This window comes from Spirosoma liriopis, assembly GCF_023196085.1.
In the GTDB taxonomy this organism is placed as follows: domain Bacteria; phylum Bacteroidota; class Bacteroidia; order Cytophagales; family Spirosomataceae; genus Spirosoma; species Spirosoma oryzicola.
The window spans coordinates 1,052,533-1,077,696 of record NZ_JALPRF010000002.1 but is presented as its reverse complement, the minus strand read 5'-3'; the positions used below and the strand labels follow the sequence as shown (position 1 = coordinate 1,077,696).

Sequence of the window (25,164 nt, the reverse complement as noted above, 5' to 3'; positions counted from 1 at the left end):
ACTGATCGGGTCCGACCAGGTTACAGGTTTAGGACGTTCAGGAATGAAATTTTTTCTTTTGCAGCGCAGCCAATAGTTCGGGCGAAAAATCGGTCAATGAGGGTATGATCAAGTCAGCAATCGCGAATTTAGGATTCTCAAACTCAAACGCTGCGGGTACCGCAACCGTGTTCATACCAGCCGTATGCGCCGACGTTAGTCCACTGCCGGAATCTTCAAAAGCAAGGCAATTTGCCGGATCGACGCCGAGTTTGCGAGCCGTACCCAGATATACGTCCGGCGCTGGTTTATTGCGCAGTTCCAGAGTAGCCGAATGCCAAAGCGTCAGGTAAGTGCGGATACGGAGCCGATCAACCACGACCTCAATCAAGCTCATCGGTGAAGCCGAAGCAATAGCTGTTGGAATGCCCCGTTGAGCAAACAACTCCAGGGTCTCTATAGCGCCCGGCATGGGTTCCGCAAATTGGGCAATTCGTTCATGCACCCCGCTCGTGATCGCATTGCCTAGCTCAGCTTTGGTTCGTCCAGCCGTAGCTTCATCCGACCACGGAGCTTTTGTGTACCAATAATTTACAACGTCTGGAATCGGTAAGCCCGTCGTTTGTTTGCATTCATCGTCAGTCAGGTATAAGCCGACGGTGGCAAACACTTCACGTTCCATAGCGCGCCAGTGGGGTTCAGAATCCACCAGCAACCCATCCATATCGAATATTGCTGCTTGTATCAAAATAAGTCTTCAGTAGTTTGTACTAAACTGTCCATACAGTCCGGCAGTAGCCAACGATTGAACTGTAAATGGGCACCGGAGGTTTTAGACGTCCGCTTTCCGAAAAGGTTTCGCATCGACTTTTTCCCAAACGCCCTCGACAATGTACGGGTCCGATAGGAGGTAATCCGTTAGTTGCTCTTCCGTTTCTAGATCGAGCAGCAACATTGAGCCGATCATTTTTCCCGCAGGGTCGAGTAAAGCGCCACCAAAAATAAATTGGCCTTTTGCTTTTAATTCGCGGACATAAGCGAGGTGAGCAGGCCGAACAGCCATGCGCCGATCGAAGGCATCGGCAGTTGTGTAATCGTAAGCGTGAACAACGTATTGCATTGAACCAGGCAGGGTTTCGTTGGGCAATATACCATCTTTTAGGAAAGTACAGATTGGTAGGCCGGCCCTAATAATAAAAAGTTATTCATATAACCAGCTACCACTCGGTGAAGTTTGCCAGCCCGGCTCGTTGCATTTCTCTAATCTCTTTTCTGGATAGATTACGTCGATAACGGGTTTGTGGGTAATTTGAGCCCTGCAACTTGAATCATGCATTTATATGAAAAAAACTACTCTTCATCCCGGCGGTTCGTCTGTTTTTCGAACGTTGGTACTGGCATTCGCATCAGCGAGTGTCTTTGCCCAGCCCGCTCCTAAAACAGACACACCCACCGTTAGGACTCAATTAACGGTTGAGACCATCATGCAGGACCCTAAAAGCTGGATTGGCACCTCGCCCTCAAATCCGTACTGGTCCGACGATTCTAAAACACTTTATTTCAACTGGAATCCCGACAAAAACAAAAGCGATTCGCTCTATAAAGTGACGTTTACAGGCGGGAAAACGATTGCGGCTTCGCAACCGCAGAAAGTTGCTCCGGCAGAACGACGTTTGTTACCCACCGAACCCATAGCCGCCTTCAACCGGGCCCGTACGCAACGGCTTTTCGAACGGCAGGATGATATTTTTTGGCTTGATGTAAAAACGGGTAGAATTCGTCAGCTGACGAATACCGTTGAAGCGGAAAGCAATCCAGTCTTTTCGGGCGATGAGCAACGGGTCATTTTCCGAAGAACGAATAACCTGTTCAGCATCAACTTACAAACGGGTGAACTCACCCAATTGACCGATTTCCGGCCAGGCACCAAAAAAGCAGACCCCAAGCCAACGGACGAAGAGAAATTTCTGAAACAGGACCAGCTGCGGCTCTCGACGGTGCTGAAAGAACGGAAGGAAAAGAAAGACGAGGCCGACCGCATCAGCAAAGCGGACTTACCCAAGCGCCCCAAAGAAATCTACCTTGACGATAAGCAGCTAGCCAATCCGCAGGTTAGCCCCGATAATCGCTTTGTAACCTACCGGCTATCCAAAACCCCGTCGAACACCAAGAATGCGCAGGTTCCGAACTACGTTACAGAGTCGGGCTATACGGAAGAAATCCGGGCGCGTACCAAGGTGGGGGCACCTTTGCTTACTCAGGAGTTTTTTGTGTACGATGTCGCTAAAGATACCGTTCGGGCGGTAAGTGTCAACGGTATTCTGGGTATCAACGATAAACCCGAATACTTAAAAACGGGGTCAAAAGCCAAAGCCGACACCGCCAAAAAGCCACGCCCGGTTACGATCAGCGGTCCCGTTTGGTCAGACGATGGTAAGATAGGCGTTGTTGTCGTCCGGTCGCAGGATAACAAGGACCGCTGGATTATGCGCTTTGACCCGGAAACGCTCAAACTCACGCTGCTGGACCGCCAACACGACGAAGCCTGGATCGGTGGCCCCGGAATCGGTTCGGCTAATACGCCGGGCAACATGGGCTTTCTGGCCGATAACCAAACGCTCTGGTTTCAATCGGAAGCCGACGGCTATTCGCACCTTTACAGCCTCAACGCACTAACCGGTGGCCCGAAAAAACAGCTTACCTCGGGTAAGTTTGAAGTACAGCAAGTGCTGATGGCGAAAGATAAAACGCACTTTTTTATTCAAACCAACGAAGTGCATCCGGGCGAGCAGCACTATTACCGCATGTCGGTGAATGGCGGGGAACGTGTTCGGCTGACTACGATGACGGGCGCGAATGAGGTGACATTATCACCCGACGAAACCCGCATGGCGATCCGCTATTCGGCTACGAATAAGCCCTGGGAGCTGTACGTAGTGGACCTGAAAGCTTCCCAAAAGACGCCCCTGAAACTGACTAGTTCGACAACCGATACTTTCAAAAGTTATTCCTGGCGGGAACCCTCCCTCGTGACGATACCCGCCCGCGACGGCCAGACTATTTACGCCCGTTTGTATAAACCCGAGAAGCCGTCAGGCAAAAGCGTTGTTTTCGTGCACGGGGCCGGGTACCTGCAAAATGCGCACAAATGGTGGAGTCAATACTTCCGCGAGTACATGTTTCACAATCTGCTTGTCGATAAAGGCTATACGGTACTTGACATCGACTACCGGGCCAGTTCGGGTTATGGCCGCGACTGGCGTACGGGTATCTACCGACATATGGGCGGCAAAGATTTAACCGACCATGTCGATGCCGCAAAATGGCTGGTTCAGACGCAGGGTGTCGATGCGAACCGGATTGGTATTTACGGCGGTTCTTACGGTGGCTTTATTACGCTGATGGCGATGTTCACGACACCCGATGTGTTCAAAGCGGGTGCAGCGCTTCGGCCTGTAACGGACTGGGCGGCTTATAACCACCCTTACACCGCCAACATCCTGAACGAACCGCAGTCCGACTCGCTGGCTTACAACCAGTCTTCGCCCATTTACTTCGCCGAAGGCTTGAAAGGTTACCTGCTGATCTGCCACGGCATGGTCGACGTAAACGTGCATTTTCAGGACACGGTCCGGCTCATGCAACGGCTGATCGAACTTAGGAAGGAGAATTGGGAAGTGGCCGCTTACCCGATGGAAGATCACGGCTTTGTGGAGCCAACGAGCTGGATGGATGAATACAAGCGAATTTTAAAACTGTTCGAAGAACGGTTGTAATTTTCTCTCTCAACTTCATGCGCTTCATGGCCTTTGACCGTGAAGCGCATTTTTTATGTACTATTCAACGAGTACTCTGATGACGGACTGACGGGCTCCGGCCTGCGCTTTCAGCAAATAATGTCCTCGCGAAATATCTGCCAGCGGCCATTCGGCTTGCTTCTTGCCCGTAAAGGCCGGTATCTGATACTGTCGAACGGGCCGTCCCGATACGTCCAGCAATTGCACGTGTACCGACTGCCGCTGCGTCTGTTCGATTTCGAGTCGGAGTCGGTCCGTAACGGGGTTAGGTACTACCCGCACCGCCAGATCACCCACTGGTTCGGCTATAGCCGTCAGCACGAACGTAACAAAATCGGACGGCGGAGACGTACACCCATTCTGCGTGACAATTACGTAGTAGCGGCCCGTTTGCGGGGGCATTAGTGACGAAGACGTAGCGTTGGGTACGGGTTTACCCGCGCTGGTATCAGTCTGGACATACCACTGAACACCTGTTACCTCGACCACCGAAAGCAACGTACTGGTTTGGGTGATGATGGGTTTTGGCGGCACTGGAGCCGAGGCCTTTACGGTAACAAACGTAGTTGTAGTGGTGCACCGATTGCTATCCAGCACACTGACCGTATACGTTCCTTCAGCTAGTCCTGTCTGCGCCTGAGTCCGGGCCTTAAGCGTATCCAGATTATCCGTCTGCCAATAGAAGGTAAATGGCTTTTTACCACCTTTGATGTCTACTGCCGCTTCACCGTCGCGTCCACCCGTACAGGCCACGTCTTTTATACGTCCCGGCGTTAGAGATAATGACGCGGCATCGCTAACCACGGCAAACACTGAATCAACACAGCCTACTTCATCGGCCACCAGGAATTGATACGTACCGGGTGCTAATCCAGTGAACTGATTACTGGCCTGATACGGTCGTCCAACTAACTGAAATTGTCGTCCGGTACCTGTGCCTCCTCCACTGGTCAGCGTCACTTGACCCGTCGGACATACGCAGCAGGTAGCCGCAACAGCAGAAGCTTGTGCTTTGACTGGTTCCGCCTTCCCAATCGTCACCGGCAAAAGAGCCGTACAGCCGTTTGCGTCGGTACCTAAAACAGTGTAATTACCCAGCGCCAGACTTTTGAATACGTTACTTGTCTGGGGCGTTCGGGATGATGTCAATTGGTAGTTTACCGCACCCGTTCCACCCCTCGGTGTCAACGTAATTGCTCCACTGTTATCCCCAAAACAATTGACGGGCGTAACGGCAGCCGTTAACGATAAAGCGAGCGGTTGCGTTACGGTGATCGCCTGCGTTCCCAAGCAACCGATAGCATCTTTTATCGTGACGGTGTAGGTGTTGGCCGCAAGCCCCGTAAACAACGTTCCGGTCTGAAAAGCACCGGTCCCAATCTGATACTGATAAGCACCTGTTCCCCCCGTAGCCGACACGTTGATTGTACCGTCGGTAGAACCCACGCACTTCGTTGATCCGATAGCTGCCTGAATGACAAAGGCGGGAGGAGCACCAATTACAGCGGTTTGTGAGGTGGTACAACCCGTTCCATCGACCGCCGTAACAACATAACTTGTTTTGTCTTTCAGATCGAAAAATGTCTCACCTGTCTGCAAAGGACCACCATTGATCTGAAACTGATACGGTATGTTTCCCCCTTTCGCAGCGACAACTACTCCTCCATCCGATCCGCCCGAACACTTCGCATTGACCGCTTTCGCCGTTAATGACAAAGAGGTAGGCTCTTTGATTTCGACAGTTGTTTGCGCTGCGCAACCAACGATATCCTTGACCGAAAGTACATAAGTCCCTGCTTTTAGATTGGAGAATATATTCGATGTCTGGGTTGACTTTCCGTCCAGTTGGAACTGTTGTGCCCCCGTGCCGCCGGTCGTTCTCGCAAAAATCTCGCCGGTGCTCGTTCCGGCACATTTGACTGGTGAAATAGACGTATTGAGGGTCAACCCTGGATTTGCCGATACAGTCAGCTGAGCCGCCGAGCTTGTTACCGTATTACAGCGATTGCTCAAAGCAACTGTGTATGCTCCGGCCTGTGCCGGGGTCACATTCGCGATGGATACTTCGGGCGTTGATGTTGTGGCAAATGAAGCCCCATTGCGCAACCAGGTGTAGGTGATTCCGGACCCCGTTGCGGCCACGGAAAACGAAACGGTCGATCCGGTACAGGTTGATGTGGACGAAGGGCCAGCCGTAATCGTTATGGGCTGTTGTACATTGACCGACCGCGACGCCGTTGTGGTGCTTCCCTGAGCGCCCGTTACGGTACAAGTGGCCGTATAGTCTGTTGTCTGACTTGGATTAACGTTGATACTTGGGCCTGTTTGGTTGTTCGACCATCGCACCGTTCCACCGGCTGGACAACCTACTAGCGTCAATGCAACGCTTCCTCCGGCACAGATGGTAGCCGATGCGGGTGTAATGGACAAAACAGGGTCTACTGTGTGGTTGGCCGTACCCGCCCGACTGCCTTCGTTGCTGAACAATACGAGCGAACGGTCAGCTGCTTTTATGGATTGACCAGCACTGGTTACCAATAAAAGCCAGATGATAACGAATAACCAACGAGAGGACCAACGAAGTAACGGTAAACGGAATGCCATGAACCAAGTAGATTTAGCCACTAGAGTAAAGTTACCCTATTCTAAGCATCAACCCGCTGATTTTCTACTAGGTATATCTTGTTTTAGGCTATTGGTGCCCTTTTGAGCCTTATTTTTTTACACAACGGCTATGCTGTTTAATCAGCTCGTACGAATTTTTCATTCCCCCGGTCGTATAGCTGAGCCGGTCCGCTATAAAAACAAAACCCGGTCATGTAGAACCGGGTTTGCTTGCTGACTAATAAAATAGGCCCCAATCGTCGGGCGCATCGTTGTCTTTGTCGAACCCGTTTACCCATTCGACGAATAACAAGCGAAACTGCTCGATTTCGTCTCTCAGCAAATTCAGATAGGCAGGCGTAGCGAGCTTTTCTGCTTTGCAATAGGATGTCTGAGCCAGCAGCTCACGGGCGTGCATTTTAATAATGACCGCATTTTCCATGCGTAATGTATACAGGTCGCCCCCTTCCGCACCAACGATTTTGGGAGCCAGCATCATCGCATTGGCCAGCATCTGCTCGTGCATCATCAGGACATCATCTTCTTTGTTAATTGTTTCTACAATGGCTTGGGTTAACTCCATGAGTTCGTTAGCCTTGCGTAAGATGGGTAGGTTCTTGATACGCCGGTTCTCGGCCTCCATTTCGGCGCGGGCCTCCTCTGGGTCATAGTCCTCATCGAAACCGTCCCAGTCCATGAAGCTGTCGTCGTCGTCCTCGTCGTCAAAGTTCATTGCGAATCGGCGAAGGGGTGAATACCTTCTTACTGACAAAGTAACACAAACCTTCGGCCAAAACAAATCGATTTAATCGAAAACTAATCACAGAATGGCACTGAATGTCAGTATCTCCGTGTTTAATTTAGCTCACCGCTCCAGTACCATTCTATAGTAAGTATACAAGCGCACGTTATTTCTCTGAGGTCTGCTTCCCTATAATTCTATAGTGAATATAGATAAGGATTAAAATATCGATTATCAGTAACTTTATATTGTCCTAATTTCATCAATAATACTATATTTGCCTTGCAAGTAGAAATAATCAGGTTTCTTTTTACTCTATTTTCTGTACAATAAGTTATTAGTTGTAACTCCTTGTACAGAACTGATTAAACGTTCGCTGTTTATTTAAGCTACGCATTGCTTTATCCATCATGAGATTACTAGTACAGTTACTCCTCAAAACAGGGCTAACAGCTGTGTTATTGGCTGTAAGTCTACCGCGAGTTTCGGCTCAAATCGACGTTACTTATCCCGTAAGTCGGATGATTGTCCAGCGTGATAACAACAACAAAGCAACCGTGCAGATCGTGGGTAGTTATGCTCAGGACCTCGACTCTGTAGAAGTGCGTGCTGTTGTTCGCACCGCCGGCCAAGGCACTACAACAGGCTGGTCAACCCTTCAGACAAATCCACTCAATGGCCAGTTTAGCGGCAAACTAACCGTCACGGGCGGGTGGTATCAACTTGAAGTTCGGGGTATTAGCAACAGGAAGGTCGTAGCTACGGACGTGGTTGATCGGTTTGGCGTTGGCGAAGTGTTTGCTATTCTTGGCCATTCAAACGCCCAAGGCTCCAGTTGTTACGTCGACGGTACAGACCGTTGTCCCACCATGGAAGGAGCCGTTGATGACCGCGTAACGGTGGTATCGCTTGACCAGACTAGTCCAGAGTTTCAGCAGTACGAGGGCACTGCCGATAACCGCTACTTACCCGGTCTGAATTTTAGTCAGTTAGCCACTTTTACGGGTATATCTCCTTTTGCGAAAATGGCGTGGTTCTGGGGACGCATGGGCGATCTGCTGGTGCAGCGCATTAACGTACCCGTTCTGATCTACAATGCTGGATTTGGCGGAAGCAACATGGAACAGACGTACAAAGCAGCCTACGATATCCCTTTTGAGCATGGTTTTATCAAGTACTCCCTTCGAATGCCATACGTTAATATGCGGAATCTGATGAATCTGTACGTTCCGTCAACGGGTATTCGGGCAATTCTTCTTCAGCATGGCGAGAACGACCGGGGCAATCCTACGGACCTGATTGTCACCCATCATTACGGCGTCATCGACAAGGTGCGACAGGAGTTTGGCAAACCGAATCTATCGTTTATCATCGCCCTATCCTCTTACGTCGGTGGCCGTTTTGAAAACGTCCGGCAAGCTCAGCTTCAGGTTATTAACCGAGATAACTATAAGACTTATCAAGGGCCTGACCTCGATAATGTCAACTCGCTAGACGACCGTCCAGATGGTATTCACTATTCTCCCCTGGGACAACCGAAAGTAGGAAAGCTCTGGGCCGATGCCATAACGAATGCTTATTTACAGTCCATTCAGCCTTATCCAGCCGAAAGTCAGCCGCTCGTGAGCATTGCCTGCGCTACAAACAATCGACTGACACTGACCCAGCCAAGCGGCTACGAATATACCTGGAATACAGGCACGACCAGTCAGAGTTTGACCGTTGGCGCTGGTACGTACTCGGCCCGACTCCGTGACTCCCAGAAAAAAGTAGTTTTCCCGCCCGCAGTTACAGTTCCCAACACGGTTAAGCCAGCGGTTCCATCCATCACCACCAGCGGTTCAACCTCATTGTGCCAACCAGGAAGCGTCACACTAACATCAAGTTACGAGGGTGATAACCTTTGGAATACATCCGAAATAAGCCATTCCATTCAGGCCAACTCAGCAGGAATGTACTCGCTGAGAGCGGTCAACAGTGTATACGGGTGTCAGTCCGATGCCGCCACTGTCTACATCAATAATGCGATGACTGATCTGGCGCTATCCCTGTCCGTCAGCCGTCGCATCGTGTCCGTAGGCGACACCGTCACGTTCTCGCTAACCGTCCGCAATGAAGGGGCCTGCGACGCCGGAGCCGTAACCATGCAGAATCGCTTACCAAGCAACCTGGTATTTGTGTCATCGGCTAACTTGACAGCGGCCAATAACATTGTTACCGGCAACCTGTCGAATATTCCTCCCGGCCAATCAATCACCCGTCGCTATGTCGCGCGGCTGACGACAGCAGGTAATTACCTCAACGCAGCTCAGCTGACGGCTCAAGGCCGGTTAGATCCCGACAGCGAACCTAATTCTGGTACTGCCGATGGCGAAGATGATGCGGCAATGGTTGATCTACGGACTCTTTCGGCAGCAAATACGCTTTCGTTGTTCGCGTCACCCAACCCAAATCAAAAGGCTTTACCGGCCGTTCAGGGAAATCAACCCGCACCCGACTCCACCAAGGCGGACCTGAGTTTGACAATGGAGCTTAGTCAGCGTTACGCCAGCCAGGGACAGCCCGTAACCATTACCCTTAAAGTTTTCAACCAGGGAGGGTTGAATGCTACCAATATCAGAATCAGAAACGATCTGCCCGCTGGTTTGCAATTTCTCTCATCCAGCACAGGTATGACAGCCAGTGGCACCGCCGTGACGGGTGTTATCAGTCAGTTAGCCGCTGGTCAAACCGCCAGTTTATCCTTTAGGGCCACGGTCACAGGCAAGGGTACGCTCACCAATGCGGCTCAAATCCTGGCCGCAGACCAGCCCGATCCGGACAGCACCCCCGGCAATGGCACAACCAATGGCGAAGATGACACCGCCAGGGCCGATTTGCGTTCGACCAGCGCGTCAGGAGGCCGGATAGCGAGCATTTCTAGTCCAATTGATGAATCACAGTCGAAGCCAGACCTGCGTAAAGTAAACGGCAACGATACTCGCTCTTCCGAGAACCGTACCCCAAATAAATAAGCCAGTTTTAGAGAAAACCAGTCTATACGTCAAACAAAACTGGTGTCAACCCGTATATTTGTTGGGTTTAGTACCTGCTTTTCCCACTGTGCAGAATGACTTATTGTTTAGGAATTAAAGTCGCGTCAGGTCTCGTTGCCATCGCCGATAGACGGTTGACCTCTGGTTCGGAGGTATCTTCTAATCGAAAGATTTCGGTTCACGAAGTTGAAAATCACTCGTTGTTCATCATGACTTCGGGACTTCGTTCCGTACGCGATAAAGCCATTACTTACTTTAAAGAAGTAATTTCGGAGCAGGACCGCTCCTTTAACAAACTCTACAAGGCGGTCAACGCATTTGGCGAACAGGTCAAACGGGTGGCTCAGGAAGACAAGGCATCCATTGTAGCCAGCGGCTTAAACTTCAACTTGAATGCGATTGTCGGCGGTCAGCTGGAAGATGACGAAGAGCACAAACTCTTCATGCTGTACCCTGAAGGAAATTGGGTTGAAGTTGACCAGGGCTCTCCGTTTAAAATAATTGGCAATTCGGGTTACGGCAAACCATTGCTATTCAGAAACTTATCCTACGAAACCAACTTACAGGAAGCGCTGAAGATTGGTTTTCTGGCTTTTGATGCCACCCGTGTCAGCGCCAACGATGTAGATTACCCGCTGGATGTCGTCATTTACCCAAAGGACAGCTTTCACATGACGGAATACCGCCTGGAGAAAGAAGATATGGACGAGGTGTCTCACCAGTGGAGCGCTTTGTTAAGCAACTCAGTCCGAAAATTGCCCAGTGATTGGATGAACCCAATCTTTGATAAAGTACGTTCGGTCAAAAATGTGTGATGTTTTTGACGGCGGGTGTCTGCCGTCAAAAACAGTATACAGGCTACACCATCAATTGCTTTTATCCTATGCATCTTCACGTCCGGCACGAATCTGAGTATACTTATGACATCCCGGTTGCCCTCGGCCCGCAAACGCTGTATCTCTACCCCCGGACGTACCCTTACCAGCGTTTGCTCGACTACAGCCTGACCATTGAGCCCAAGCCGTCGCGAGTGGTCCGGAACGTTGATGTGGAGGGCAATGTGCAGCAACTGGCTTACTTTAGCCACCCGACCAACCGCCTACAGGTTACGGCCGAAATCACGCTCCAATCCGACGAGTTTAACTCGTTCGACTTTGTGCTGTTTCCGTTCGAGACGCAGCGGGTACCGTTCCGCTACCCCAAATACGAGCAGGACCTGTTGCAGCCTTATCTGGAACGAACTGGCGTAACGCACCGCATTGAAGACTGGGCCAAACAGCTAGCGGCTAAGGCGGGCTGGCAGACGATCAATTTTCTAATAGCGCTCAATCAGGCGATTCGGGAGTTTACGTATGAGATCCGGGAAGTAGGTGCACCATTTCCGCCCGAACAAACGCTGACGCTCCGTAAAGGTTCCTGCCGGGACTACACTACGCTTTTTATGGCAGCCTGCCGAAGCCTGGGCATTGCAGCCCGATTTGTGAGCGGTTATTTGTTCGGCAACCCCCAGCAAGAGCACCAGTTACATGCCTGGGCTGAAGTGTACTTACCGGGCGCTGGATGGCGTGGTTTTGACCCAACGGAAGGATCGGTGGTAAGCAATCGACATATCTTTTTAACCTCAACGGCTAAGCCCGAACTAGCCGCTCCGATCAGTGGTACGTTTATTGGCCAGGCTAATTCACACTTACGTGCCGAATTGGTATTCGCCTGAACGTATGAAGAAAGAAACGGGACCACAAAGTTTTTCCGGCTTAGATCATTTTCCCTTGCGCCAAGCAACCTATCTTTGCGGACTTTTCAGAATTTTAGCAGACCCTTCACGTGGCATTAATTAAGTCTATTTCCGGGATACGAGGAACGATTGGGGGGCGCAGCGGAAACGGACTGACGCCTTTGGATGTGGTTAAATTTGCGGCTGCTTTCGGGCAGTGGCTCCGGCAACGCAACACGGAGAAAAAAACCGTGGTGATAGGCCGCGATGGCCGACTATCGGGCGAAATGGTGTCGAAGCTGGTAACGGCGACGTTACAGGGATTAGGACTTGACGTAATCGATCTGGGCCTGTCAACCACGCCAACCGTTGAGCTTGCTGTACCGGCCGAAGGCGCTGCGGGCGGCATTATTTTAACGGCTAGCCATAACCCGATCCAGTGGAATGCGCTTAAGCTGCTGAATGAAGCGGGTGAGTTCATCTCCGCAACGGACGGGGCCGAAGTACTGGCCATTGCCGAAGCTGAGGCCATTGATTTTGCCGAGGTACGTAAACTAGGACAGTATCGCACTGATACAACCTGGCTACAAAAGCATATTGATCTGATTCTGGCGCTTCCTCTGGTCGACCGTGCCGCTATTGCTGCCCGTAACTTCCGGATTGTTGTCGATGCCGTTAATTCGACCGGTGGTATTGCGGTACCAATGCTGCTGGAAGCGCTGGGCGTTGAGAAAATCACCCGGTTGCACTGCGAACCAACGGGTCATTTTGCGCACAATCCCGAACCGCTCCCCGAAAACCTGCGCGACATCATCAAGGAGATGGAGAAAGGCAACGCGGATCTTGGGATTGTTGTCGATCCCGATGTAGATCGGTTAGCCCTGATCTGCGAAGACGGCTCACCTTTTGGCGAAGAATACACGTTGGTTGCCGTATCGGACTATGTTCTTAAAAACAAGCCCGGCAACACCGTATCGAATCTATCGAGCACAGTAGCCCTACGCGACATAACCCGTAAGCATGGCGGTCAGCATTTTGCGTCGGCAGTTGGCGAGGTCAACGTGGTTGAGATGATGAAGGAAAATGACGCTGTTATCGGTGGCGAAGGGAATGGTGGAATTATCTATCCTGACATTCATTACGGTCGCGACGCGTTGGTTGGCATTGCGCTGTTCCTGACTCATCTGGCCAAATTTGGCAAGTCGGCGTCAATGCTGCGCCGTACCTACCCAAATTATTACATCTCGAAAAACAAGATCGAACTGACGCCCGACATTAACGTCGATGCGGTATTGGAACGAATTCAGGCTAAATACGCCAGGAATCCAATCAACACCATCGACGGGGTTAAGATCGAATTTGACAAAGAATGGGTGCACCTACGCAAGTCAAATACAGAGCCTATCATTCGCATCTACTCGGAATCTGATACCCTCGCAACTGCCGATCATTTAGCGGGTAAGATTATTAATGACATTCGGGAAGTAATCAACGAAAACCGTTAATTACCTGCCGAGCTTTTTTCTTGCCGGTTAGTTACGCATCAGTAGCTAACCGGCATTTTTTATGTTTGTACTACCGTGCCTAGTCCGCGCCCATCAATAGCTACTATCTTGTGGAATAAACTACTCATGATCTTTACGAACAACTTTCTATGAGCAAAACACGGCAGCCTTTAAAATTCTAAAAATCAAACACTTATCACTAAAATAGTCTTCTTGGCATAGTTTTTATACACGATAAGCAATCCCAGAACAATCTAAAACAACCAAGATCATGAGTTTTTTAAAAGGAGTATTAACAGGACTTGCCATCGGTTATCTGACGGCTCCCCGCAGTGGTAAAGAAACCCGCGACAAGCTATCTCAGCAAGTTAACGATCTGCAAAACCAGTGGGACGAAGGCGTTGCTCAGGTAAAATCGCAAATCGATAATCTGGTTGGTACCGCTCAGGACAAAGTAGATCAATACAAAAATCAGGCGGATCAAAAGTTCGATCAATACAAGGAAGAAGCAAACTCATCCTACAATCAGAACAAAAACGCTTACAACAATAAAGTAGATGATGCCGCAGACGCAGCAAAATCGGGCATCAACAAAGCCGAAGACGCGCTGAAGATTAGCTAGGTATATCCGCTGTACATAAGGTAGTAAAACGACGAAGCCCTCCCAACTGGTGAGGGCTTCGTCGTTTTGTTTTTACCGTTCCCTCAAGGACTTAACCAATATGTTACGCTATTTTCTTCTTTTCCGACCAATTCTTTATTCAACCCTGCCTCTCGATGAAAACAACTCTATTATTCCGATCAGACAATCGAATACGTCGTCTGTTTACAGGGCTTGTCCTGTTGCTGATAGCGCCTGTTTTGCCAGGTTGTATAACTACGCGGGTAGCTACGGAGTCTGACTGTGATACACCAGCGAATGTCACGTACACGCAGAAAACCATAACGGCTTTTTTCTGGGGTCTGAAGCAACCAACCGACATCAAACCACCCTGCGATCAACGGTCTAATCACCTCAACGGGGTAACGGTTAAATCTACGTTTGCGCACTACCTGCTTTCAACTGTTACGCTGGGCATTGTCAACAAACGACAGGTTACCTGGTGTTGTGCACCCTACGTTCCTAAGACTGACTCGATCTAACCGTACTAACCCATTCAGAACGATGAGATTACCCAATGGTCTTCAACAACTTGTGGTGTCTGAGGTGACGAATCGCCACGAAAATTTTACGCAGCCACTTACAGCGGGTGCTTCCTTCAAACTAACCATTCCGAGTGGACTGCCCGACAGCAAGTCCGAATACCGGCAGACGACAGCTAACTTTCAGTGGCTGATCAAACACGCGATTGACAATAAGATTCGACTCCGCGCCATCGGCAAGAACTGGTCGTTCGCTAAGGTAGGTGTTACCAATGGAGGCATGGTCGATACCGATGCGCTTATGCAAACTTTTGCGATTCGAAACACATCCGTCGCGCCGGCTTACCTGGCTGCGGGCCAATCAGCGGATAATCTTTTTTTCACCGAATGCGGCACAACGGTTCATATTCTGGAGCAATTGCTGGAAGCCCGGAACAAGTCAATCCGCGCTTCGGGTGCCAGCAATGGGCAAACTATTGCCGGAGCAACAGCGACCGGTACGCACGGGGCAGCTTTTGACTACGGTGCAGTGCACGACGCCATTGTCGGCTTGCATATTGTTTGCGGCCCTAACAAGCACGTTTGGCTTGAGCGTCAGTCCTATCCCGTAGCTGGAAAGCCATCTACCGATCTGCTGGCCGTAACGGAAGTCATTCGTGACGATGACCTGTTCAATGCGGCAGTGGTCAGCTTCGGGTCATTCGGTTTTGTGCACGGCATCATGCTCGAAACAGACGATTTGTTCTGGCTAAAATCGTACAGTGCTAAGAGCGTAGCCTATACTGACGGTCTGAAAAAAGCGATGACCGATTGCGATTTTTCAGGAATCGCCACTATACTTCGCCTGCCTGCCGCAACAGCCGATGCAAAACCGTATCATTTTCAACTCATTGTTAACCCGCACCAGTTCGATCCATCCGGAGCCGATGCAACGCGTGGCCCCTTTGTTCGAATTCTGTATAAACATCGGACAAAGCCCATTGCCGCAGCCCCCCCTCCTCCAAAGCCGGGCTTTATTTACGGCGACGATACGATGGGATTAATCCAAACCCTGTTAGATCGGCTTACACCCCGCAAACTGGTTCCTGCACTGGTCAACGCCTTATACCCACAGGCGCTGGAAGACACCGATGGTTGGGTTGGCACAATGCGTGACTTCTTTGGCAACACCAACGTTCGCGGCAAGGCGTCAAGCGCGGCAATCGGCATTGATTCCAACGATAGTCCACGCGTTCTTGAAGAAATCATTGCCATGAATGCGCAGTCGGCTTTTCCGGGTGTTATGGGTCTACGCTGGGTGAAACGAACGCCCGCAACGCTAGGGTTCACGCGCTTTCCGATAACCTGCGTATTGGAGTTAGACGGTGTTGAATCTTCGTTAACAAGGCAATTTCTCCAACGAATCTGGACCCGTCTTGAAACGTTGGACATACCCTATACCCAACATTGGGGCAAAGTCAACTTCAACCTAGACGGAGACCGCGTTCGGCGGCAGTACGGCAATAAAGCCGTTGACGACTGGATAGTGGCCCGTCAACACTTACTGGATGCGCCTACACGAGCGGTGTTTACAAACGAGTTTATGGAGCGGTGCGGCCTTGACAAAGAGCTAATCCTTGACGAGCCCATCGCCTAATAGTCAACTCCTCACATACGAAAGCCCCCAACGATTGGCTAGGCCAATGACGTTGGGGGCTTTAACAAAACGAACGAGTTACTGAACAGCAATCGGAACCTCTACATTCTCCCATTTTAGCACGACCGCCTGATTCGTTACGTCGTATGCCAGCCGTTCATTCATTTGGGCCGATTTTTTCGGCTTGGCTGTTACGCGCAACTGATCCTGAGCCTGATCGTATTTGAAAGCGCCCCACTGGTTCGCTACTTTATTGAAAATAATGGTCCACTCCTTTTCGCCGGGAATCGCGAAAAAGCCATACTTACCGGCGGGTAGCTCTTTGCCCTCTACCTTGATGGCTTTGTCTGTTTCGAAAGTAGTAGCTTCGTTGGCACCGGCCCGCCATACTTTGCCATAAGGAGCCAGTGTACCGCTAGGGTCCCAAACCTGACGCCCTTTGACCGATGGACTGCCGTAGTTGATGGTAATTGTGGCGTCTTTTATTTTTCCGCTGGCTGTAGCAGGTGGACTGGGACGATTGGCTTTGTCGCCTTGTGCCCACGAAACCATTGTTAGTAAGACGCCTGCCAGGGCCAGCATCATTACTCGGCTAATGTACTTTGTTGTCATTGTAGAAAACGGTTAGAAGTAAGCGCTAAAGTTGAGAAAATTTAAGGTTAATTTCTGAACAGGCCCGTAATTTTTCAACCACTTTCTCACAGCTGACTACCAACGGCTACCGGCCTGGCAACAACCCGTTTGACGGGGCGTTTTTTGGTTCGCCGTCCCCACCATACCAGGAAGCCTGTTACGGGCAGACTAGCGCAGATCAGGCTTGCACAAAACGCCAGAATTTTACCCGGCAACCCCCAAATTGCGCCAATGTGAAGATCATAATTCATGCGCCGGAACTTGTTAGCAAACGTAGCATCGGCGTAGTTACCGCTGTAGGGACTGTCAACCGATAGTTCTTTCAGGGTGCGCTGATCGAAGTAATGGTAGTCTACTTTGTAATACGTGCCCGGTCGATAGTTGACATACGAATAAATAGACTCGCTGGGCAGTTTAGGGAAAGACAGATTTATGCCTTGCTGCGTTGGATTTTCCCGGCGTAGTTTCAACCAGATACGGTCCACTCCGGTAGCCACCGACGATACAACTGGTGTAGCGGTCGAGTCAGAAGGTGGTATGATATACTCAGCCGATCCAGTCCCGCCCGTAGCGCGGTACATCGCTTTCGAAAACCACTGAAACCCCCACACCAAACCAGTTACCGCAAAAACCAGCCCGACAACCATCACGTAAAAACCCAATACGTTGTGCAGATCGTAATTCTTCCGACGCCAAGCAGCGTTCCACTTGACGCTGAATCGCTGTTTAGCCGCACTTTTGTTCTTGGGCCACCAAAGCACCAGGCCACTAATCAGTAACACCAGGAAAATAAGCGTAGCCGATGCCACTACAGGCTGACCCACCTTCTCGGGTAACCATAAATAGTAATGTCCGTGCAGGATAAAATGGAAAAAGTCTTCGTCCTCATCCCATACTTTCAGAATTTCACCCGTGTAGGGGTTGATGTACACCACGTAATAAAACTCCGGGTCGAAATTATAGAAGCCAACGGTAGCACTTCGCCCGGCGGCTTCGTACAAAACACCATTGGCGGTTTTACCCGGCAGCGCGGCTTCTGCCTTTGCTTTGAGTACCGACGGCGGTAACAACTTTCCATTGGCCGGAGTCTGAATAAATCGGTAAGGCTCGGTAGCATTTTTGATCTCCTGCTCAAAAGCAAGAATACATCCCGTGAGGCTAATGACAAATACAATCAGCCCGGACGCCATGCCGAGCCAGAGGTGCAGCTTTCCAACCAGTTTTTTTACCGTCATCGTCGACTCATTCAGCCGTTATAAAGTTTATTTACCAATCGGTTTGTTGTCGCAAACAGCGTGACACGCCCCCGAATCATCTGCCTGCGACAACACCGTTTCGTTGGCGCTTACCAGTACCTATTCTTGGATGCGGCTGCTACTCAAACTCTTTCAGCCTGTAAATAACCAGCCTATTTCTTTTGTACTTATCGAAATCCGCTACCTGAGTTGTCGCTTTTCGAAGGCAGTACCGAACAGGTCAACCGCAAATTACGGTTGCAATTTACATTATTTAGACTAATTATCGATTAAAAAACCGATTAGCGACTGATTCTTCGACTCATACGTTCATTGACCAAACGAATTAGCGCTCGAAATACCTTTTTGAAAAACCTTTAAAACACAAACGCCCGGTACTCTCGCACCGGGCATTCTGTTATCATCTGATCGTCTAAGAAACGGTATTATTCCCACTCAATAGTAGCGGGTGGTTTCGAAGAGATATCGTAAACAACCCGGTTAACGCCTTTAACCCGGTTGATAATTTCGTTCGAAATATCGGCGAGGAACTCATACGGTAGGTGCGCCCAATCGGCGGTCATCCCATCCACACTCGTTACAGCCCGGAGAGCAACGACGCGTTCGTACGTACGCTCATCACCCATAACGCCAACCGACTGCACCGGCAGCAGGATAGCACCCGCCTGCCAAACCTTGTCGTACAGTCCTTCACGCTTCAGACCGTCGATAAACAGGGCGTCCACCTGCTGAAGAATCTCAACTTTCTCGGGAGTAATGTCACCCAGAATACGAATAGCCAGACCGGGACCGGGGAATGGATGGCGTCCCAGAATGTACTCCGGCAAACCCATCGTCCGCCCTACGGCCCGAACTTCGTCTTTAAAGAGCGTATTGAGCGGCTCTACCACTTTCAGCTTCATGAAATCCGGTAAACCGCCTACGTTGTGGTGCGATTTGATCGTTGCCGAAGGTCCTTTTACCGAAACCGACTCAATGACGTCGGGATAAATAGTACCCTGCCCTAACCACGATACACCTTCGATCAAGTGCGCTTCGTGGTCAAATACGTCGATAAACGTTTTGCCGATGGCTTTGCGTTTGGCTTCGGGATCGGTCAGGCCAGCGAGAGCCGTGTAAAACTGATCTTTCGCATCAACACCTTTGACGTTCAAGCCGAGCGTTTTGTACGATTCCAGTACGCCGGCAAACTCGTCTTTCCGCAATACGCCATTATCGACGAAGATGCAATACAGATTAGCTCCAATCGCCTGATGAATCAGTACAGCCGCTACGGACGAATCGACCCCGCCGGATAGTCCCAGCACGACCTTATCGTTACCGATTTTTTCTTTCAACTGAGCGACCGTCGTTTCGACGAATGACTCCGCTGTCCAGTCTTGCGAACAGCCGCAAATGTCAACAACGAAGTTTTGAAGCAAGATTTTACCCTGGAGCGAATGCGTCACTTCGGGGTGAAATTGAATGCCGTACGTTTCTTCACCTTCAACCTGAAAAGCCGCTACGCGAACGGTATCGGTTGAGGCAATGATATTGAAATTATCAGGAACGTTGGTGATCGTGTCAGCGTGCGACATCCAAACCTGCGAATGCGGGTCGATGCCTTGCATCAGCGTGTTGTCGGTGTTGACGGTGCCTAGTTTAGCCCGACCATACTCCCGAATCGCAGACGCCTGCACCTCACCACCGCTCGTATGAGCCAGCAACTGAGCCCCGTAGCATACGCCAAGGACCGGCATTTTGTGGCGGAAGGCCGCTAGATGAACTTCGGGCGCATCGGCGTCGCGGACAGACGATGGACTTCCCGAAAGAATGATGCCCTTGATATTGGGGGTAATCGTTGGAATGTGATTGTACGGATGGATTTCGCAGTAAACGTTCAGTTCACGCACCCGGCGGGCAATAAGTTGGGTGTACTGTGAACCAAAATCCAGAATAAGAATCTGTTCAGTGGCCATGAGGGGTCTCCAAAATGCAAAGTTAGGGCATTTTTTGAGACAACCTTTACCGAAAGTATTCTTTTCGGACAGGATGAACAAGATGAACAGGATTCTACAGCTCAGAAATACTACGTCTCTAATGTGTATTGCCTGACAGGATTGACAAGATGAGCTGAAGCCAAAAATCCGCCCGGTGGCCCGGCTGATCATCCTGTCAATCGTGTAAACCCTATCAAAAAAAATTTATGGATATAACAAATACTTGGCGCGGGTTATCTTGTAAGCGCCCAGCGCCGGTTGCCAGCTTGCCCGGATCTTGGCTTCGGACACGCCTGCGATCATCTGCAACCGTAGCTGGTCAGTACCCGCCAGGCGGTCGATACCGTTGTTGGCCAGAAAAAACTTACTTTTATCACTAGCCCCTTTGAAGAAGTCAAAGAAATAATTGAGCATCATTTCCTTCTTCGAGATGGCAACTGTCGATAAGTCTATCCCGTAACAAAGTTGTCCTTCCATCGGCGGATTGATCGCGCCGGGCTTGTCAACCGGTGTAAACGTGTAAGGTCCGTACTTGGTGTAGGGCGAGCCAATCACTTGAAACTGCTTATCCGTTCCCCGGCCTACACTCACGACCGTTCCTTCGAAAAAACAAAGCGATGGATACAACAACACAGCCTGTTGATTGGGCAGATTAGGCGAAGGCCGAACCGGCAGTACATAGGGCGTCTGGTGTGTGTAGTTTTTGACGGGCACTACGGTCAGCGGACACGTTTTCCGACCGGCCAGCCAGCCTTCCCCGTTGATCATCCGCGCCAGCTCACCAACGGTCAGGCCGTGAACCACCGGGATCGGATGCATACCCACAAACGACTTAAACTTCGGATCAAGCACCGGACCGTCGATGTAGTGACCGTTTGGGTTAGGGCGATCAAGAATAACCAGCGGTTTATTGTTTTCGGCACAGGCTTCCATAACGTAATGCATGGTGCTGATGTACGTGTAAAACCGCGTTCCTACGTCCTGAATATCGAAGATGACGACATCCAGCGAATCCATTTGAGCGGGCGTTGGCTTGTTGTTCCGACCATATAAAGACGTTATAAAAACGCCGGTACGCGGGTCACGGCTGTTGCTGATTTTTTCGCCATCGGTGGCCTCTCCCCGAAATCCATGCTCCGGCGCAAAGATGGTTTTCACAGTCACCCCGCGTGCAATCAAGCTATCGACCAGATGGGTTTTACCAATCCGCGATGTATGATTGACAACCATACCTACGCGTTTGCCTTGTAAGGCGGGCAGATAAAGCGCCATTTGGTCAGCTCCGGTTTGAATGTCCGATGAGCCGGGCGCTTTTTGATTCGTTTGACCCTGGCAGGCGAAAACGACCAGACAACAGGCAAAGAAGAACAGATTACGTAACGAAATCATAGTTGTGCGTTAAGAGCAAGATATGCAAAACTCATACTTTTTGCCCATCAATAAAAACAGGCAGTAGCAGGAAAGACGCTTAGGCAAGTACGCTGTTTCAAGGCTTCCTTTGGGATAGCAAGGCGTTTCGAATCCAACCGGCGAAGATTCCTGCTCAATTTTTGTGACAGTTCATCGACTTGTCCGTTAGCTTTGTAGTTACATTGAGCACCAAAACTATTCATTAAAATAGCGTCTTATTAATCGGTAACGTACTCGTTGGCACGGGTCAGAAACGGCTTTCCTGCTTCCGTTAACACTGTTAACTGCTTACAGGCATCCGTAAACCCCGGCGGGCAACCGCACAAACTCTAAACAGAAACCCGTTTTGAACGTCCCCATTTTTCTGGCCCGCAAGGTCCGTCATGCACCCGAGGGTAGTTTCTCGGCTACTGTCACCCGCGTTGGCATCATCAGCATCGCCCTTGGCCTAGCCATACTGATTGTCGCCTTTTCGGTGCTATTTGGCTTTAAGAACACCATTCAGCAGAAAATTTTTCTGTTCGGGGCGCATTTACAGGTTAGTAAATTCACGAACAATAATTCCTACCAGGAAACGCCTTTATCCCTCGACACAAAACTTTATCAGGATAGTACCCAGACTCCTGGTGTGCAGCATATTCAGGGCGTTGCGCTGAAAGCTGGAATTTTAAAGACCAGTGACGAACTGACCGGCGTTATTCTGAAAGGTGTAGGACGCGATTACAACTGGAATCTGTTCAATGGTTCGCTCGTAGCAGGCACGGTACCAACCGTTGGTGCCGACACCGGAACGGGTTCTACCCAATTACTGATCAGTCAGTACATGGCCAATCAGTTGAAAGTCAACGTGGGCGAAAGCATTCCGCTGTATTTTTTGGGCAATCCGCCACGCGCCCGCAAAATGACGGTGGTCGGCATTTATGAAACGGGGCTGGAAGAGGTAGACAAGACCATTGCTCTGGGGGACATCCGGCTTATTCAACGCCTGAACAAATGGGGTCCCGACTCGGTCGGTAGTTACGAGATCTTCGTCAACGATTTTAACCGGCTGGATGCCACGGCCAACACGATTTTCGACGTAATGACGCCCGACATGCGGCTCACGCGCGTAACCGATCAGTACCGACCGCTCTTCGACTGGATGGTGCTTCTCGACCGCAACATGGTCATTCTGCTAGCCCTGATCACCTTTGTGGCGTCCTTCAATATGGTGTCGGTATTACTGGTACTGATGATGGAACGAACGCCCATGATTGGTCTTCTGAAAGCCCTAGGTAGTCCCGATTCAATTATCCGACGAATGTTTTTATTCGTCGGTCTAAATATGGTCGGCTGGGGCTTACTCATTGGCAATGCCGTCGGCCTTGGTCTTTGCTTTATTCAAGACCGATTTAAACTAATCCCGCTCGATCCGAAAAATTACTTCATGAATTACGTCCCGATTGTCTGGGACTGGTCAACTATTCTAGCCCTGAATGCAGCAACGCTTCTGTTGATTGCCGTTGTACTCTGGATGCCGACGTTTATTATCAGCCGCATCAGACCGGTAAAGGCACTGGCTTTCAAAAAATAGCCATCGACAACAAGTTTGTCAGGACTTCTCGTACAGTCTCTCTGCTCCACCGTTACGTTAAGACGGTGAAGCAGAGAGACTGTTTCGTTATGCCCATCACGGATCTCCACAGCATCCACTAACGTTCTCTCAATCAGCCAGTATAGGCTCAATTCATCTTTCAATAGCACCCGTCATTCCTGTTTTTTGCAACTAATTGATCCGTATTAAGCAACAGTTTTCGCATTTTTTGGGTCACAGCAAGTAAAGAGATCCTATGAATAGAAAGATGCATTCTGCTTTGCATTGATTATATTTATTATGTTCGCTATTAGGTAACCACACTATCCATTAATCATGTACTTTTTTCGCTATCCACTAAAAACATGTCTTTGTTTTTTCCTTTTCTTACCCAACCTGTATGCACAACTGGAAATCACGTTTCCAACGAGCCGACTCGTTCTTCAACGTGATAATGACAACCGGGCCAATGTGCCCGTGACGGGTCAATGCCCAACCAATGCCACACAAATTCGGGCGCAGTTAACGATTCGTCAGGGCGGTAACCCTACCGGCTGGGTTGTACTCGACAATGCGCCCAGCAATGGCGTATTTCAGGGTACGTTTACCGGCGTGACAGGCGGATGGTACAACCTGGAGGTAAAAGCCTATACGGGCGATACCGAACTAGCGTCTACCAACATGGATCGGGTTGGGGTTGGCGAGGTATTTGTCACGGCTGGCCAGTCAAATTCCTGGGGTGTCAATTGCTACAGCGGACAGGCCAATGACGATCGGGTTTCGATCATCAATTACTGGACTGGTCAGGCCGGGCAGTTCTCCGAAAATGCGTTGCCTTTTGCGGTCAGCCACGCCGATCTATCGACTGGCCTCAACAATACGGGTATGTTTCCGGGCGCTTACCTGTATCTCTGGGGTGCACTAGGCGACCGACTGGTTGCTCAACACAACGTACCGGTTATGTTTTACGGCGCTTCTTACCCTGCCACGAATTCTAAACATTGGGTCCGCACGGCCAACGGCGAAGAAAGCTGGGGAAGTTTGTCAAACAATATGCCTTACCGGCTTTTGGGTGCTACCATTCTGCATTACCTGAAACGGACCGGAGCAAGAGCGGTTTTGTGGCATCAGGGTGAAGGCGATAATTACTACCAGTCGTACAATGATTATGTCAATAACATTGGTACGGTTATCGACAAATCGCGGGCGCAGATGGGGTTCGGCAAGTTAAGCTGGGTTGTCTCGCGGGTTAGTTACATTCCGGCTACGCTCGGCAGCGAATACACCAACCACGAAACCGATCCGAATATTATCGCAGCGCAGAATACGCTGGCAAGCCAGCCGAATAACTGGACAGGTCCTGCTACCGACGGCATGATTTACCCCGTTTACCGCAAAGGCGATTATTTTCACCTCCACTTCGATTCCGATGATTGCCCGTCGCTGGTCGATGTGTGGAGTCAGTCGCTTCCCCCCACCTATTTTGAGAACACGCAGCCCTCACTGCCGAACCGCACCATTTTGCTCACAACGGGCTACGTATTTCCGTTTACGACAAGTCCCGGCCAGCAGGTTCAGGTACCTTATTTTTCACGCGTACCCTTGCGAGCAGACAACCAATACCAGGTTGACATCTTAAGCGAAACAGGCTGTTATCTGGCAACGCTGGCGACGGGGACAGCCAATCCTCTACCCGTCAATCTGCCCGGCTGGGCCAATGGTCGCTACCGTTTTCGCGTAAAGTCAACGTCGCCCGCCATAACGGGTGAAGTCAGCGAACCCATAACGATTAACGGCTCAGGTAACGGTCTACCGTCGAACCTACCGCCCAACGTGTTAAGTACCACGCGCAACGGCAATTGGAACGACGTACAGGTGTGGTCGTGCGGCTGGATACCGTCGTTGAATGACACTACCGAGTTGAAGCATACGGTCACTATACCAAGTGGGTTTCAGGCACACACCAGCCAGCTACGCTATGCCGATGGCTCCAAATTGATCTACGAAAACGGCAGCCTGTTGCGAATTGGAACGAATTGATTTGTAGCCGTTCCACGCCGGATACGAGTTGTGCCCGGCGTGGAACGCTGTTTATCAGCATCCGGTAATAAGTCATTCTACCAAACGACCAGAAACATAACCGACTAAAACGAAACCT

18 protein-coding genes are annotated in these 25,164 nt (G+C 50.3%); 10 read left to right on the top strand and 8 right to left on the bottom strand.

What is annotated here, in order from left to right:
* Positions 1-37: 37 nt before the first annotated feature.
* Together hxpB and M0L20_RS13405 are read right to left on the bottom strand one after the other, a co-directional pair.
* A complete protein-coding gene (gene hxpB, locus M0L20_RS13410; RefSeq protein ID WP_262923906.1) occupies positions 38-727 on the bottom strand; it encodes a hexitol phosphatase HxpB in 690 nt (229 codons plus the stop codon).
* Between the two features lie 84 nt (positions 728-811).
* Positions 812-1,099: a YciI family protein gene (locus tag M0L20_RS13405; protein WP_248477444.1), complete on the bottom strand. Its 288-nt coding sequence runs from the start codon at positions 1,097-1,099 to the stop codon at positions 812-814.
* Between the two features lie 220 nt (positions 1,100-1,319).
* On the opposite strand from M0L20_RS13405, the gene M0L20_RS13400 reads away from it, so the two are divergent.
* Positions 1,320-3,755 (top strand): prolyl oligopeptidase family serine peptidase, encoded by a 2,436-nt coding sequence (locus tag M0L20_RS13400; protein WP_435531830.1) that lies wholly within the window; start codon positions 1,320-1,322, stop codon positions 3,753-3,755.
* A gap of 60 nt (positions 3,756-3,815) precedes the next feature.
* On the opposite strand, the gene M0L20_RS13395 is transcribed toward M0L20_RS13400, so the two are convergent.
* Both M0L20_RS13395 and M0L20_RS13390 read right to left on the bottom strand, forming a co-directional pair.
* Positions 3,816-6,380 (bottom strand): T9SS type A sorting domain-containing protein, encoded by a 2,565-nt coding sequence (locus M0L20_RS13395; protein WP_248477443.1) that lies wholly within the window; start codon positions 6,378-6,380, stop codon positions 3,816-3,818.
* A 238-nt stretch (positions 6,381-6,618) separates the two neighbouring features.
* On the bottom strand, positions 6,619-7,113 hold the full coding sequence (locus M0L20_RS13390) for a hypothetical protein (RefSeq protein ID WP_232561479.1): 495 nt from the start codon (positions 7,111-7,113) through the stop codon (positions 6,619-6,621).
* A 419-nt stretch (positions 7,114-7,532) separates the two neighbouring features.
* On the opposite strand from M0L20_RS13390, the gene M0L20_RS13385 reads away from it, so the two are divergent.
* From M0L20_RS13385 to M0L20_RS13355, 7 genes are all read left to right on the top strand, one after another.
* Entirely contained in the window at positions 7,533-10,136 is a 2,604-nt protein-coding gene (locus M0L20_RS13385) for a sialate O-acetylesterase (protein WP_248477442.1), read from the top strand.
* Positions 10,137-10,231: 95 nt separating this feature from the next.
* Positions 10,232-10,972, top strand: a complete 741-nt coding sequence (locus M0L20_RS13380; protein WP_232561477.1) for a proteasome-type protease — start codon at positions 10,232-10,234, stop codon at positions 10,970-10,972.
* 68 nt (positions 10,973-11,040) lie between these two features.
* Complete coding sequence (locus tag M0L20_RS13375) at positions 11,041-11,871, top strand: transglutaminase family protein (protein ID WP_248477440.1); 831 nt, start codon at positions 11,041-11,043, stop codon at positions 11,869-11,871.
* Between the two features lie 110 nt (positions 11,872-11,981).
* Positions 11,982-13,376 (top strand): phosphoglucosamine mutase, encoded by a 1,395-nt coding sequence (gene glmM, locus M0L20_RS13370; protein WP_248477437.1) that lies wholly within the window; start codon positions 11,982-11,984, stop codon positions 13,374-13,376.
* A gap of 271 nt (positions 13,377-13,647) precedes the next feature.
* Positions 13,648-13,998, top strand: coding sequence for a YtxH domain-containing protein (locus M0L20_RS13365; protein WP_232561474.1), 351 nt, complete (start codon positions 13,648-13,650; stop codon positions 13,996-13,998).
* A 155-nt stretch (positions 13,999-14,153) separates the two neighbouring features.
* Positions 14,154-14,519 carry a hypothetical protein gene (locus M0L20_RS13360; RefSeq protein ID WP_248477435.1) on the top strand — a complete coding sequence of 122 codons (366 nt, stop codon included), beginning with the start codon at positions 14,154-14,156 and terminating at the stop codon, positions 14,517-14,519.
* A gap of 22 nt (positions 14,520-14,541) precedes the next feature.
* Positions 14,542-16,155, top strand: a complete 1,614-nt coding sequence (locus M0L20_RS13355) for an FAD-binding protein (RefSeq protein WP_248477433.1) — start codon at positions 14,542-14,544, stop codon at positions 16,153-16,155.
* A 78-nt stretch (positions 16,156-16,233) separates the two neighbouring features.
* Here the strand turns inward: M0L20_RS13355 and M0L20_RS13350 are convergent, their stop codons facing one another.
* The 4 genes from M0L20_RS13350 to M0L20_RS13335 form a co-directional block, all read right to left on the bottom strand.
* Positions 16,234-16,767, bottom strand: coding sequence for a DUF2911 domain-containing protein (locus M0L20_RS13350; protein WP_232561471.1), 534 nt, complete (start codon positions 16,765-16,767; stop codon positions 16,234-16,236).
* A gap of 86 nt (positions 16,768-16,853) precedes the next feature.
* On the bottom strand, positions 16,854-18,023 hold the full coding sequence (locus tag M0L20_RS13345; RefSeq protein WP_248477432.1) for a PepSY-associated TM helix domain-containing protein: 1,170 nt from the start codon (positions 18,021-18,023) through the stop codon (positions 16,854-16,856).
* A 446-nt stretch (positions 18,024-18,469) separates the two neighbouring features.
* Positions 18,470-20,002: a glutamine-hydrolyzing GMP synthase gene (gene guaA / locus M0L20_RS13340; protein ID WP_232561469.1), complete on the bottom strand. Its 1,533-nt coding sequence runs from the start codon at positions 20,000-20,002 to the stop codon at positions 18,470-18,472.
* A 225-nt stretch (positions 20,003-20,227) separates the two neighbouring features.
* Positions 20,228-21,412 carry an exo-beta-N-acetylmuramidase NamZ family protein gene (locus M0L20_RS13335; protein WP_248477431.1) on the bottom strand — a complete coding sequence of 395 codons (1,185 nt, stop codon included), beginning with the start codon at positions 21,410-21,412 and terminating at the stop codon, positions 20,228-20,230.
* Between the two features lie 367 nt (positions 21,413-21,779).
* On the opposite strand from M0L20_RS13335, the gene M0L20_RS13330 reads away from it, so the two are divergent.
* Together M0L20_RS13330 and M0L20_RS13325 are read left to right on the top strand one after the other, a co-directional pair.
* Positions 21,780-23,006, top strand: coding sequence for an ABC transporter permease (locus M0L20_RS13330; RefSeq protein WP_232561467.1), 1,227 nt, complete (start codon positions 21,780-21,782; stop codon positions 23,004-23,006).
* A 336-nt stretch (positions 23,007-23,342) separates the two neighbouring features.
* On the top strand, positions 23,343-25,046 hold the full coding sequence (locus M0L20_RS13325; RefSeq protein WP_248477430.1) for a sialate O-acetylesterase: 1,704 nt from the start codon (positions 23,343-23,345) through the stop codon (positions 25,044-25,046).
* Positions 25,047-25,164 lie beyond the last annotated feature (118 nt).

Excerpts from the sequence above, each read along its gene's own strand:
- M0L20_RS13345 (WP_248477432.1), bottom strand. The coding sequence starts at position 18,023 with ATGACGGTAAAAAAACTGGTTGGAAAGCTGCACCTCTGGCTCGGCATG.
- M0L20_RS13350 (WP_232561471.1), bottom strand. The coding sequence starts at position 16,767 with ATGACAACAAAGTACATTAGCCGAGTAATGATGCTGGCCCTGGCAGGC.
- guaA (WP_232561469.1), bottom strand. The coding sequence starts at position 20,002 with ATGGCCACTGAACAGATTCTTATTCTGGATTTTGGTTCACAGTACACC.
- M0L20_RS13405 (WP_248477444.1), bottom strand. The coding sequence starts at position 1,099 with ATGCAATACGTTGTTCACGCTTACGATTACACAACTGCCGATGCCTTC.
- M0L20_RS13390 (WP_232561479.1), bottom strand. The coding sequence starts at position 7,113 with ATGAACTTTGACGACGAGGACGACGACGACAGCTTCATGGACTGGGAC.
- M0L20_RS13380 (WP_232561477.1), top strand. The coding sequence starts at position 10,232 with ATGACTTATTGTTTAGGAATTAAAGTCGCGTCAGGTCTCGTTGCCATC.
- M0L20_RS13325 (WP_248477430.1), top strand. The coding sequence starts at position 23,343 with ATGTACTTTTTTCGCTATCCACTAAAAACATGTCTTTGTTTTTTCCTT.
- M0L20_RS13360 (WP_248477435.1), top strand. The coding sequence starts at position 14,154 with ATGAAAACAACTCTATTATTCCGATCAGACAATCGAATACGTCGTCTG.
- M0L20_RS13335 (WP_248477431.1), bottom strand. The coding sequence starts at position 21,412 with ATGATTTCGTTACGTAATCTGTTCTTCTTTGCCTGTTGTCTGGTCGTT.
- M0L20_RS13400 (WP_435531830.1), top strand. The coding sequence starts at position 1,320 with ATGAAAAAAACTACTCTTCATCCCGGCGGTTCGTCTGTTTTTCGAACG.
- M0L20_RS13365 (WP_232561474.1), top strand. The coding sequence starts at position 13,648 with ATGAGTTTTTTAAAAGGAGTATTAACAGGACTTGCCATCGGTTATCTG.
- M0L20_RS13395 (WP_248477443.1), bottom strand. The coding sequence starts at position 6,380 with ATGGCATTCCGTTTACCGTTACTTCGTTGGTCCTCTCGTTGGTTATTC.
- M0L20_RS13375 (WP_248477440.1), top strand. The coding sequence starts at position 11,041 with ATGCATCTTCACGTCCGGCACGAATCTGAGTATACTTATGACATCCCG.
- M0L20_RS13385 (WP_248477442.1), top strand. The coding sequence starts at position 7,533 with ATGAGATTACTAGTACAGTTACTCCTCAAAACAGGGCTAACAGCTGTG.
- M0L20_RS13355 (WP_248477433.1), top strand. The coding sequence starts at position 14,542 with ATGAGATTACCCAATGGTCTTCAACAACTTGTGGTGTCTGAGGTGACG.